The organism is Anaerococcus degeneri, assembly GCF_017874475.1.
Classification (GTDB): Bacteria; Bacillota; Clostridia; order Tissierellales; family Peptoniphilaceae; genus Anaerococcus; species Anaerococcus degeneri.
This window is the reverse complement of sequence record NZ_JAGGLO010000012.1, coordinates 1-12,859: the sequence shown is the minus strand read 5'-3', so window position 1 is coordinate 12,859 and position 12,859 is coordinate 1. Positions and strand designations below refer to the sequence as shown.

Genomic DNA, 12,859 nt, shown 5'->3' with positions numbered 1-12,859 from the left:
AAAATGAACTCAGAAATATTACTCGGGGTGATGATTCCCTTTATAGGAACAACACTCGGCGCAGCCTGCGTCTATATAATGAGAAATGAACTGAAAGACAAGGTCCAAAAGGGCCTGTCTGGCTTTGCAGCAGGGGTCATGGTGGCGGCATCCATCTGGTCCCTCCTTATGCCAGCTATGGACATGGTCGAAGACAAACTGGCTCGCATGGCATGGATTCCAGCAGTAGTGGGATTTCTAGTAGGAATTGCCTTTTTGCTCTTCCTAGACTCAGTCATACCCCACCAGCATATAGATTCTGAACATCCAGAAGGAATTAAGGCAGAAAGCCTAAGAAAAACAACCATGATGGTCCTTGCAGTAATTATACATAACATCCCAGAAGGCATGGCAGTAGGCGTGTCCTTCGCAGGAGTCCTCTACGGCAAGGGCGATCTTACAATGGCAGCAGCCATGGTCTTATCAATAGGAATAGCCATCCAAAATTTCCCAGAAGGTGCAATCATCTCCATGCCACTTAAGGCAGTCGGAGTGAGCAAACACAAGGCCTTCGGCATGGGAGTATTCTCAGGCATAGTAGAGCCAATAGCAGCAATTGTCACAATCTTATTATCATCAATAATGGTACCAATCCTCCCATACCTCCTAGCCTTTGCGGCAGGAGCCATGATGTATGTGGTAGTAGAAGAATTAGTACCAGAAGCCACAGGCGAAGGCGAAAGCCACACAAATATAGGAACCATAGGGTTTTCTGTAGGTTTTGTGGTAATGATGATTTTAGATGTGATGCTAGGCTAAAAATATATTCTCAAAGAATCCCTTCGGGGGTTCTTTATTTGTCTTGAATTTACATAGATTTGACAAATAGGTGCTATAATAAGGGGTAGAATAGCAAAAGGAAGTCAAAATAATCTGCCGGAGGTTTTTATGAAAAAAGTTGCAAGAAATATATTTTTAGGTCTACTTATCTTATTAATTATAGGAGCAATTGGGATTTCAATCTTTATTGGTAAGGCCGTTTTTGATGGCTATACAAATGTGGTAAGCAGAGAAGAAACCATAAAAAATTCTCAAGAATTTAAGGAAGATTATGATGATTTAGTAAAAAACTACAAGCTAGAAAAAATTGAGATAGAAGCTCAAGATTTAGACCACAAGCTTCCTGCAATTTTTGCCAAAAAACCTGGCAATAAGAATATAGCTGTTTTAGTTCACGGAATGGGTGGCACAAAAGAAACTGTAGCACCGATTATGAACACTTTCCTAGAATTAGGCTATGACGCAATCGCCTATGATCAGAGAAATTCTGGAGAAAACATGGCTGATTTTAACACTTCAGGACTCTTAGAATCCGAAGATACAAGAGCAGTTATCGACTATATTCGTGAAAAATACCAAGATGGAAAGTTAATTCTTTGGGGAGAATCTTATGGAGGACTTACAAGTGTAATTGCTACAGGGAAAGACGATACAAATATTGACTATCTAATACTTGAAAGCCCAGTTTCTAATGGCTTTGACATGATAGAAAATGTGATGAAAGATATTTCAAAAAAACAAGGTGTTCCTCTTGATTTTATGATAAAAACTGGCGATTTATATTCAAAAGTCAAACTTGGCATAAGTTTTGCCGACATGGACGGAAGGGAATATATGAAAAATATTGAAATTCCAGTGTTAATTACTCATTCTAAGATAGACAAAGTGACCCCACCATATATGGCAGAAGACTTATATGCGGCAAAGGCCGATGACAAAAAAGAACTAATCACAGTTGATGGCTACAAACACGCATCCTATCCTTATAATGATAGGGATGGCTATAAGAAAATAGTAAAAGACTTCTTAGAAAAATATTCTGCTGATAAGGCTGATTAAAAAAGATTCAAATGGGGATTATCTTCTAAAAGGTGAAAAAATGGAATTTATAATAAAAGAAATATCAGATAAAAAAGAAAAAGAAAAAATAGCAAGGGAAATCTTAGAAGACCTCACAGAATGGTTTGGATTGCCAGAAAGCACTGAAGACTATATCAAAAAATCACAAGACAAGCCGTTTTTAGCTTGTTTGCTAGAAAGCGATTCAGTTGGATTTATGGTATTAAATGAAACCAGTCCTGATTGTGGAGAGATATTTGTAATGGGCATAAAAAAGAAATACCACCGCCAAGGTCTGGGCAAGAAATTAAATGATGGATTTGAAAACCTAGCCAAAAAAATAGGCTATAGCTATCTTCAAGTAAAAACAGTAGAAACAGGCCACTACAAAGAATATGACGCAACCAACAGCTTTTATCAAGCTATGGGCTACAAAAAACTAGAAGTCTTCCCAAGGCTTTGGGACGAAGCTAATCCTTGTCAGATTTATGTTAAATTTTTGGGTTGACTTTTAAATAAAAAATCCTACAAAGGCATAAATGCTCACATATTATGAGCGGATATTCTTTATCAAGGGTCTATGATTATTATTAGACTCTTTTTTAATGGGGAAGAAATTTTTCTGAAAAACCTAACAAAAAACAGTATTATATTATATAGAAATAAATCTATTGAAGGGACTTATCATGAATTTTTTGGATAATTTTATTACTAGCCTTATGCTTATTAGGGTTACGGATATTGTTGATATTGCGATGATTGCCTTTGTTGTTTATAAGCTTTTTTCTATTCTTAAAAACACTAGGGCGGAGCAGGTTTTGAAGGGGCTTATTTCTGTTCTTATCTTTGCTTCTATTGCAGATATTATGAATTTGAATACTGTTTCTTGGGTTATGAACCAGTTTTTGACTGTTTCCCTTGTTTTTATTATCGTTGTTTTTCAGCCTGAGCTTAGGACAGGGCTTGAAAGGCTTGGTAGGGGTAGGTCAATTTTTTCTGGTGATAAGAATAAAAAGGATGAGGATTCTATAAATGAGCTTGTTTCTGCGATGAGTTCTCTTTCTAGGCAAAAAATCGGGGCTCTTGTTGTTCTTGAAAGGCAGGTTGGTCTTTCTGATATTATCGAGTCTGGAACTATACTTAATGCTGATATTTCAAGCGAACTTTTGATCAATATTTTTATACCTAATACACCTCTCCATGACGGGGCTGTTATTATCAGGGAAAATACTATTACTGCGGCAGCTTGTTATTTGCCACTTTCAACATCCAATACCATTGCCAAGGAACTTGGCACAAGACATAGGGCTGCTATAGGTATTTCTGAAAAATCCGATGCGGTTGTTATCATTGTTTCTGAGGAAACTGGTAATATTTCTATCGCAGAAAATGGAGTAATTAATAGGTATTTTGATGAAGATTCACTTAGGATTCGCCTAAGGAATGAACTTGCTGAAAGGAGGGAAGAAGATGAATAAATTTTTTGAAAAATTTAAGAAGGTCAATGCAAATAGCGATAAACAGCTTTTAATCCTTTCTATAATTGTGGCTATTTTCATGTGGGCCTATGTTACAACATCGACTAATCCTTCAACTAACAGGACTTTTAGGAATATTCCAGTTATTATCCAAAACCAGGATAAGCTTGAAGAAAAGGGCTATACAATTGTAAGTAAGGACGATATTTCTTCTGTAAATGTAAAGCTAACTGGTTCTAGGGATAATATTGTTAGCCTTAAAGCTGATGATATTCAAGCTTCTATAAATGTTATGGATGCTAAAGAAGGGATAAAGTCAGTTGATGTTAAGGTTGACACTCCAACAGGGATTTATCTTGATTCAGTTGATCCATCAAAGATTAACCTTAATATCCAAAGGATTATTGAGAAAAAAAAGCCGGTAAATATTGTTATTGCCGATAAATTAAAGGATGGCAAGATTGTAGAAGTTAATGAGCAAAATCCTCAAGTTATTAAAATCAAGGGGCCAGAGTCAGTAATCAACCAGGTTGATAGGATAGAGGTCCATGTTGACGATCCAGAATACCTTGACGGCAAAATCCACAATGTACCTATTAAGGTCCTCGATAAGGAGGGCAAGATTGTGGAAGGCGCTGATCTTGATAGTAAGGATGTAAATCTTTCCTTTTACGTCTATGAGACTAAGAAAGTTAAGGTCAATTTCATTGTGAGGGGAGATATAGCAAATGGCTATGTTGAGACATTGAGAGCTGTTTCTCCTGACACAATAATTATAAAGGGACCTGGTCAAGTAATTAGGGATATAGATGAGATTCCGACTCAAACTTTGATTGCGGGCTATATCAGATCTTCAAAGTCTGGTGAGATTAAACTTGATTTGCCAGAAGGTGTTGAGGTTTATGATGGGGACGACACTGTATCCTATAAAATCGAAGTTCAAAAAGTCCCAACATCTACAAAGGATAGAGATGACACTGAATAAAGAAGAAGTTCTTAGAAGACTTGAAAAGGCGGGATACGAGTCCTACCTAGTGGGAGGCTTTGTCCGTGATAAAATCATGGGCAGGGCCTCTTCTGATGTTGATATAAGCACAAAAGCCAGGCCAGACCAAATAGAAGAAATTTTTAAGGACTTAAAAATTCTTGATGTTGGAAAAAAATTTGGAACAATAAGGGTCATTGGTCATGGTCAAGAATACGAAATTACTACTTTTAGGAAGGATTTTTCCTATAAGGATAAGAGAAGGCCTGGCCAGGTGGTTTTTGCTGATAATATCGAAAGCGACTTAGAAAGGCGAGATTTCACTATAAATGCCATGGCTCTTAGGAATGGTGAATTGATTGACCATTTTGGAGGTCAAAAGGATATCAAAGAAAAAATCATAAGGGCGGTTGGGAATCCTTATGAGAGGATAAGTGAAGATTATCTGAGGGCCTTGAGGGCTGTGAGATTTGCGGCAAATTTGGGTTTTGATATTGAAAAGAATTTGCAAGAGGCTATTAAGAAAAATTCTAAAAACTTAGCCTATATTTCTGTTGAAAGGCAGGCGGCAGAGCTTGATAAAATCCTAATAGGCCCAGATCCTGCCAGGGGAATTAGGCTATTGGATAAGCTTGGTCTTCTAGAAGAAATTTTTCCAGAAGTGAAGGAAATGGTAGGTTTCAACCAACATTCGCCCCACCATTATCTTGACTGTTTCGACCATAGCCTGAAGGTCTTGGAGGGAACTCCTCCAGATCTAGTAACAAGGCTAGCAGCTCTTTTCCATGATATAGGAAAGCCTGCAACTTTTTTCCTAGATGAGGACGGCAATGGAAGGTTTTTTGGTCACCAAAAAATTTCACAAGAACTTGCTGAGAAGAGATTAAAATATTTAAAATATCCAAAAAAGATAATAGAAGATGTAGGTATCCTAATTGGTCGACACATGGATTCGTCAAACCCTTATACTGAAAAATCTGTGGCAAGGCTTTTAAGAAGGCTTGGAGAAGATAATTTAAAAAGGCTCTTTGACCTTCAGGAAGCGGATATTTTGGCCACAGTCCACGAAGATATTTCAAACATAGAAAAGGGTAGAATCTTATTAAAGGAAATCCTTGAAAGAAAACCAGTCTTATCGAGAAAAGATCTTGCAATAAATGGCAAGGATTTGATAGGGCTTGGCTTTAATGAAGGCCCACTTGTAGGCGAGATTTTAAAAGAAATCGAAAGAAGAGTCTTTGAAGAAAATTTAACAAATGATAGGGATACTTTATTAACCTTGGCTAGGAATCTAGGTTCAAGGCTTGATAGGTAGGCTTATGAGTAGTATATTATTACAATGAGTAGAAAAGTACACGGAGGATGAAATGACAGAATTAAAATCACACGAAAACAACATAGCAAAGTTTGAATTTAACGTAAGCTATGATGAATTTAAGAAAGCAACAGACACAGTTTACAAGAAAAATAAAAAGAGATATAGAATCGATGGTTTTAGACCAGGACACGTTCCAAGAAGAGTTCTTGAAAAAATGTACGGTCCAGAAATATTCTACGATGATGCTATCCAAATAGTATTCCCAGAGCCATATGAAAAGGCAGTAGAAGAACTAGGTCTTGAAGTAATCGACCAACCATCAGTTGACCTTGATGACATCGAAGAAGGTAAGGACATTACTTTCAAGGTAGAAGTAGAAACAAAACCACATCCAGTTCTTGGAAACTATGACGAACTAGTAATCGAAGAAGTTTCTAGCGAAGTTACTGACGAAGATATCAAAGCTGAGCTTGATAGACAACTTGAAGAAAACGCAAGACTTGTTGAAGTTACAGACAGACCTGTAAAGGCAGAAGATAAGGTAAACATCGACTTTGATGGCTATCTTGACGGAGAAAGATTTGAAGGCGGCAAGGCAGAAGGCTATGACCTTGTAATTGGCTCAAACACTTTTATCCAAGGATTTGAAGATCAAATTATCGGCCACAATGTAGGCGATAAGTTTGATGTAAATGTAACTTTCCCAGAAGATTACCAAGCAAAAGAATTCCAAGGCAAGGACGCTAAATTTGTTGTTGAAATTAATTCTATCACAGAAAAACAACTTCCAGAACTTGACGATGAATTTGCAAAAGATATTTCAGAATATGACAGCCTAGAAGAACTTAAAAACAATTTAAGAGAAAAACTAGCTGATGACAAAAAAGAATATGCTCAAAATATGAGAGAAAACCAAGCAGTAGCAGCTTTAGTAGAAAAATCTGAAGTAAGCGCACCAAAGAGCATGGTTGACAGAGAAATAGACTACGAATTACAAAACCTTGACCAAAGACTACAAGGCATGGGACTAACACTTAGCCAATATATTGAGCTTACAAAGATGGATATTAACCAAATCCGTGACCAATATAGGGCTCAAGCAGAAGCTAGAGTTAAGGCAAATCTTGTAATTGACGAAGTAGCTCTTAAAGAAAATATTGAAGTATCTGACGAAGAAAAAGAAAAAGAACTACAAGAAACTGCTAAAAACTACGGCGTAGAAGATGTTGAAAAATTCAAAGAAATCTTCGCTAAAAACGTATCAGATGATACTCTTGTAGAAAATATTAAGAGAAGAAAAGCTGTAGAATTCCTTGCTTCAAAAGCTAAGGCTCTTCCTCACGAAGAATACCACAAATTTGTAGAAGAAAATTCTAAAAAAGAAGAAAAGGAAGACTAAGAGATTTTCTAGCAGTTTCCAAAGGGAATTTCCCAGAAAGGAGACACAGTGTTAGCTAAAAATTATTTAGTACCAACTGTTATCGAACAAACAAACAGGGGCGAAAGAGCCTATGACATATATTCAAGACTTCTAAAAGATAGGATAATCTTCCTATCTGGAGAGGTCCGTGATGAAGTAAGCGATATAATTATCGCCCAACTTCTATTCCTAGAAAGTGAAGACCCAAATAAGGATATACATTTTTATATCAATTCCCCAGGTGGAGTTGTCACAAGCGGTCTTGCAATCTATGACACAATGAATTATATAAAACCAGATGTATCTACAATTTGTATTGGCCAGGCAGCCTCAATGGGAGCGGTCTTATTATCTTCAGGAGCCAAGGGCAAGAGATTTTCCCTACCAAACTCCAATATAATGATCCACCAACCATCTGGTGGTGCCCAAGGTCAAGCATCAGACATAGTTATCCAAGCTGAGCAAATCCTTAAAATTAAGGGTAATCTCAACAGAATCCTAGCCGAAAATACTGGCAAGGACCTAGAAACTATCGAAAGAGATACAGACAGAGACTTTGCGATGACAGCAGAAGAGGCCCTAAAATACGGCCTAATTGATAAAGTTATAGAAAGTAATAAGTAAAATGGCTGATAAGGAAAAAAGTACGGTAAGATGTTCTTTTTGTGGTAAAGACGCCAGCCAGGTCAAAAGGATAATAGCAGGAGCAGATGGATATATTTGCAATGAATGCGTTGAGCTTTGCTCTGAGATTATCAAAGAAGACAATAATATTGAGGATGGTTTTGATTTTGACTTTGAACTTTCAAAACCAAAGGATATTAAGGCCTACCTTGATTCTTATGTCATTGGCCAGGAAGATGCAAAAAAAACCCTATCTGTGGCAGTTTATAACCACTACAAAAGAATTACCAGCAATGAAGAAGATTCTGAAGTTGAATTACAAAAATCAAATATTTTAATGCTTGGACCAACAGGATCAGGTAAGACTCTCCTTGCTCAAACTCTTGCCAGAAAGCTTAATGTTCCATTTGCCATTGCAGATGCTACAAGTCTTACCGAAGCAGGTTATGTTGGTGAGGATGTAGAAAATATTATCTTAAAATTAGTCCAAGCAGCTGACTATGATATAGAAGCAGCAGAACTTGGTATAATCTATGTTGACGAGATAGATAAGATTACAAGAAAAAGCGAAAACCCATCTATAACCCGTGATGTTAGTGGGGAAGGTGTCCAACAAGCCCTTCTTAAATTAATAGAGGGAACTGAGGCCAATGTTCCGCCTCAAGGTGGCAGAAAGCACCCATCCCAAGAATATATAAGGGTAGATACCACAAATATTTTATTTATCCTAGGTGGGGCCTTTGAGGGAATAGGCGATATCATAAACCAAAGACAAATTGATAAGACCATTGGTTTTGGTGCTGATATTACAAAGAGGGAAAAAACCGACCTATCCATGGTAAATACTGAAGACTTGTTGAAATTCGGTCTTATACCAGAATTTATAGGCAGGGTTCCAATTATTGTTAGCCTTGATGCCCTTGACGAAGACGCCCTTGTAAGGATTTTGAATGAGCCTAAAAACTCCCTAATCAAGCAATACCAAAAGCTTTTTGACCTTGACGATGTGAAGCTTCATTTTAACGATGATGCTATAGCTGAAATTGCGAAAAAAGCCTATGACCAAAAGACAGGTGCCAGGGGCCTTAGGACAATTATTGAAAATCTCCTTTTGGATGTGATGTATGAAATCCCATCTAGGGACGAAATCAAAGAAGTAATTGTAACCAAAGAATCTATCGATGACCATAGTAAACTAGAATACAAAAAGAAATAAAGATACAAAGGGGGAATGCTAGTCATTTCCCTTTTTGACTAAGTGAGGCAAATATGAATGAAGTTTATAAAATAAGTGAAGTAAATCTCCCCCTAATTCCCCTTAGAGGATATTGGGTTATGCCTACTACTATGCTCAATTTTGACTCATCAAGATCTATATCAAAAAATGCTGTAGAAAATGCAAAACTGAACAACGAAGAATTGTTTTTGGTAAACCAGCTTGATATTTTTGATGACAATCCAAAGCAGGACGGCCTAGAAGAGGTCGGTATAGTAGCTGAAATCAAGGAAACTTTTCCCCTACCAAATGGAGATATAAGGGTCTTTGTCCAGGCAACAGGCCTTGGAAAATTAAAAAAACTCCATGTAGCTGAAGGTTTTCTCAGGTGTGAGATTGAAAAATATGAATATATAGAAGAAAATCAAGAAAAAACAGATGTCCTAGAGGCTCTTCGCAAACTTTTGGTGAGCGATTTTAGGGAATATACCATGATTAACGATGACATTCCTGATGAAATCGCATACGGCATGACTGAGCTTGAAAACTACCACAGGTTGGTGGATTTAATTACCTATAACCTAGACCTTGCTCCAAAGGAATATTACGATATTCTTTCTACTTTTGATGCAAAAGAGAGGATGGAGCTTGTTCACAGGATAATTAATAAGGAAATTGAGCTTAAGAACCTGGGCGAAGAAATTGAGAGGACAGTTTCTGAAAATATCAACCAATCTCAAAAGGAATATTATCTTAGAGAGAAGATGGATGTCCTTAAAAAGGAACTCGCTTCTACAACTGGCCAGGCTGAAAACGAAGTTGACGAATTAAGGGCCAAGATAAAAAAGATTAAGTTTGATAAACAGGCGAGAAAGTCCCTTGAAAAAGATCTAGACAGGCTAGAATTAATTCCAGAAATGAGCCCAGACTACGGAGTCATTTCATCCTACCTTGATTTTGTAGTAGGACTTCCATGGAATAAAAAATCTAAGGAAAGCCTTGATATAAAAAGGGCTACAGAAATCTTAGACCAAGACCACTACGGCCTAAAAGACGTCAAGGAAAGAATCCTAGAGTCAATTGCAGTTAAGATTAAAAATAAATCTGTAAAGGGATCTATAATTTGTCTTGTTGGCCCTCCAGGAGTTGGTAAGACTTCTATTGCAAAATCTGTTGCCCGTGCCCTAAACCGTGAATTTGTCTCAATGAGACTTGGCGGAGTGACTGATGAATCTGAAATCAGAGGCCACAGGAGAACCTATGTTGGGGCAATGGCAGGCCGAGTCATTGCCAATATTAATCGCATTGGAGTTAAAAATCCAGTTTTCCTCTTAGATGAGATAGACAAATTAGGTTCAGATTTTAGGGGTGACCCATCAAGCGCATTGCTTGAAGTCCTTGACCCAGAGCAAAATGATAAATTTATCGACCGCTATTTGGATATACCTTTTGACCTATCAGATGTATTTTTCCTAACTACAGCCAATGACATCAATCAAATTCCAGATGCCCTATTTGATAGGCTTGAAGTTATTGAATTATCTGGCTATACCCCAAGTGAGAAATTAAATATTGCCAAAAAATACTTGGTGAAAAAGCAAATGGAAAATACTGGACTAAAAGAAGAAGAATTTTCGATTTCGGATAAGGTTATAGAAAGAGTTATCAAGGCCTATACTAGAGAAGCAGGTGTAAGGGAGCTTGAAAGGCTAATTGGCAAGATTTGTAGGCGTGCAGTCAAGGAAATCCTCGAAGGCAAAAAGACTGTCAGAGTCACCATGCAAAACTACACCAGATTTTTAGGCCGTGAGAAATTTATCGACGACCACATCTCAAAAGAAGAAAAGATTGGCGTTGTAAATGGCCTTGCTTGGACTTCTGTTGGAGGAACTATGCTTACAGTTGAGGCCAACGTCATGGAAGGTAAGGGTAATGTTGAATTTACAGGATCTCTTGGCGATGTCATGAAGGAATCAGGTCAAGCAGCCCTTGTATATATCAGATCTAATGCAGATAAACTCGGTATTAAGGGTAAATTTTACGAAACAAAAGATATCCACGTCCACGTTCCAGAAGGGGCAACTCCAAAGGACGGTCCTTCTGCAGGTATTACAATGACAACAGCAATCGCCTCAGCCCTTACAAGCAGGAAAGTTAAAAATAACCTTGCCATGACTGGTGAAGTCACTATCACAGGTGATGTTCTTGCTATAGGTGGCCTTAAGGAAAAGGCACTCGCAGCATATGCTTATGGAATCAAAAACGTGATTATTCCAAAGGATAACGAGAGAGATACAGAAGACATCGACAAGGAAATCAGGGATAAGATTAATTTCATCCCTGTTACAAACGTGTCTGAAGTAATCGAAAGGGCCCTTATATGAAAATTAAAAATATAGAACTCGAACAAGTGGCAGGTTTTAAGGCCCAATGGCCAAAAGATTCTCTTTCTGAAATCGCCTTTGTAGGTAGGTCCAATGTCGGCAAGTCTTCCTTTATAAATTCTTTTTCTAATAGGAAGGCTATCGCAAGGACATCTTCCAAACCAGGCAAGACCAGGACTATAAATTTTTATAGGGTAAATGACTCATTTAGGCTTGTGGACCTACCTGGTTACGGTTTTGCCAAAGTATCCAAGGCAGAAAAGGCCAAGTGGGATAAGCTAATCAACGAATATCTACACGACAGGGAAAACCTCAAGGAAGTATTTTTGATAGTAGACATTCGCCACGAGCCAACAGCCCTAGATAAGCAAATGTATGAATGGATTATTGATTCGGGCTTCATGGGTTTTGTAATAGCAACCAAGTTTGACAAAATTTCCAAGGGCCAAATCCAAAAACACATAAATCAAATCAAAAAGAAACTAGAAATCAAAGACGAAGGCCTAATCTTCGCCTATTCTTCAGAGACCAAACACAATAAGGACGTTTTGGAAGAGCAGGTTGAAGTTATAATAAATGCCTAAGGGGAATATATGGGATTTTTAAATCAAATTAGAGATTTTTTTGATAATCATATACTCGTTTTTAACCTCTTGGCAGTTATTATAATTTCCTTTTTAATTTCCAAGACCTATGACAAGGCCTTGGTTAAAATTAGAAGCGATAAATCTTCTAGAAATAAGATAATAATCTATGAAATTCTTGAATGTCTTTTCATATTTGTTACCTATAGTCTTTTAATAGCTGGATTTACAAATAGAAGGCTACCAAACTTAAAAGAATTTGCCCTTATGGTCCTAGTAAGCCTATGCTTGGATAGGGCTAGGATTAAAGGAAAACATAAATAAGAAAATCCTACAACCCGTCATTCCGACGTGCATAGCTAGGAGGAATCCCATAAATAAGGGAATCATTTTAACAGAATATTTACAATGAGAAGGCTCAGGCCTTCTTTTTTTTGAGGGGGCTATACTGGGTATAAATATAAAAAGAAAAGGAAAGGGGAAATTTATGGCAAGAAATTTATCTTCCAAACAAAAACGAGTTTATTTGGGTTTTTTAATAGGAATGTGGATATTGATTATGGCATCGGTTTATACCATAAAGGTCTATGATAAGTGGTATTTCTTTGTCATTTTCCTAATCTGGTCCTTAATTTTTGTGCTCTATCAAAAATATCTTGGCATCAGAGTTGATAGAAAAATTGGGACCTATCTGGGGGACCTTCCTAAAAAAGATACTTATAGGTATTACATAGCGGTATTTTTAAATATCCTAGCCATATATTTAGCCATAAGCCTTGATATAAAATTCATAGTCCTAGTAGGCCTAGCATCAGCCCTTTTGTTCTATGAATCATACAAGATGATAGAAAATGCTTATTAAAAAAGTAGGTGATTTTGACCTGAACCCGTAAACACGGAATAATTTAATAATATTTTAAGCGGAATGTAATCTGTACATGACAGGGGACATTCCGTTTAATTTTGTTTTAA

13 protein-coding genes are annotated in these 12,859 nt (G+C 37.2%); all 13 read left to right on the top strand.

Annotation, left to right across the window (positions count from 1 at the left end; genetic code table 11):
- The first annotated feature begins 3 nt into the window (after window positions 1-3).
- The 13 genes from J2Z38_RS09250 to J2Z38_RS09190 all read left to right on the top strand — a co-directional run bounded on the left by J2Z38_RS09250 (window position 4) and on the right by J2Z38_RS09190 (window position 12,749).
- A complete protein-coding gene (locus tag J2Z38_RS09250) occupies window positions 4-798 on the top strand; it encodes a ZIP family metal transporter (RefSeq protein ID WP_209775004.1) in 795 nt (264 codons plus the stop codon).
- 129 nt (window positions 799-927) lie between these two features.
- Entirely contained in the window at window positions 928-1,878 is a 951-nt protein-coding gene (locus tag J2Z38_RS09245) for an alpha/beta hydrolase (RefSeq protein WP_209775002.1), read from the top strand.
- A gap of 40 nt (window positions 1,879-1,918) precedes the next feature.
- Window positions 1,919-2,386, top strand: coding sequence for a GNAT family N-acetyltransferase (locus J2Z38_RS09240; protein ID WP_209775001.1), 468 nt, complete (start codon window positions 1,919-1,921; stop codon window positions 2,384-2,386).
- Between the two features lie 178 nt (window positions 2,387-2,564).
- Window positions 2,565-3,356, top strand: a complete 792-nt coding sequence (gene cdaA, locus J2Z38_RS09235) for a diadenylate cyclase CdaA (protein ID WP_209774999.1) — start codon at window positions 2,565-2,567, stop codon at window positions 3,354-3,356.
- Entirely contained in the window at window positions 3,349-4,341 is a 993-nt protein-coding gene (locus J2Z38_RS09230; protein WP_209774997.1) for a CdaR family protein, read from the top strand. Before cdaA ends, J2Z38_RS09230 begins: the two co-directional genes overlap by 8 nt.
- Complete coding sequence (locus J2Z38_RS09225) at window positions 4,328-5,656, top strand: CCA tRNA nucleotidyltransferase (RefSeq protein ID WP_225304659.1); 1,329 nt, start codon at window positions 4,328-4,330, stop codon at window positions 5,654-5,656. The genes J2Z38_RS09230 and J2Z38_RS09225 overlap by 14 nt, the downstream gene beginning before the upstream one ends.
- 52 nt (window positions 5,657-5,708) lie before the next feature.
- The gene (tig, locus tag J2Z38_RS09220) at window positions 5,709-7,058 is read left to right on the top strand and encodes a trigger factor (RefSeq protein WP_209774994.1); all 1,350 of its coding nucleotides are present in this window, start codon (window positions 5,709-5,711) and stop codon (window positions 7,056-7,058) included.
- Window positions 7,059-7,106: 48 nt separating this feature from the next.
- Window positions 7,107-7,703 (top strand): ATP-dependent Clp endopeptidase proteolytic subunit ClpP, encoded by a 597-nt coding sequence (clpP, locus tag J2Z38_RS09215; protein ID WP_209774992.1) that lies wholly within the window; start codon window positions 7,107-7,109, stop codon window positions 7,701-7,703.
- A 1-nt stretch (window position 7,704) separates the two neighbouring features.
- Window positions 7,705-8,919 (top strand): ATP-dependent Clp protease ATP-binding subunit ClpX, encoded by a 1,215-nt coding sequence (gene clpX, locus J2Z38_RS09210; RefSeq protein ID WP_233463520.1) that lies wholly within the window; start codon window positions 7,705-7,707, stop codon window positions 8,917-8,919.
- A gap of 53 nt (window positions 8,920-8,972) precedes the next feature.
- Complete coding sequence (gene lon / locus J2Z38_RS09205) at window positions 8,973-11,303, top strand: endopeptidase La (RefSeq protein ID WP_209774990.1); 2,331 nt, start codon at window positions 8,973-8,975, stop codon at window positions 11,301-11,303.
- Window positions 11,300-11,887: a ribosome biogenesis GTP-binding protein YihA/YsxC gene (gene yihA / locus J2Z38_RS09200; RefSeq protein WP_209774988.1), complete on the top strand. Its 588-nt coding sequence runs from the start codon at window positions 11,300-11,302 to the stop codon at window positions 11,885-11,887. Before lon ends, yihA begins: the two co-directional genes overlap by 4 nt.
- Before the next feature lie 9 nt (window positions 11,888-11,896).
- Window positions 11,897-12,211, top strand: a complete 315-nt coding sequence (locus J2Z38_RS09195; protein ID WP_209774987.1) for a hypothetical protein — start codon at window positions 11,897-11,899, stop codon at window positions 12,209-12,211.
- Between the two features lie 163 nt (window positions 12,212-12,374).
- A complete protein-coding gene (locus J2Z38_RS09190; protein WP_209774985.1) occupies window positions 12,375-12,749 on the top strand; it encodes a hypothetical protein in 375 nt (124 codons plus the stop codon).
- The last annotated feature ends 110 nt before the right edge of the window (window positions 12,750-12,859 follow it).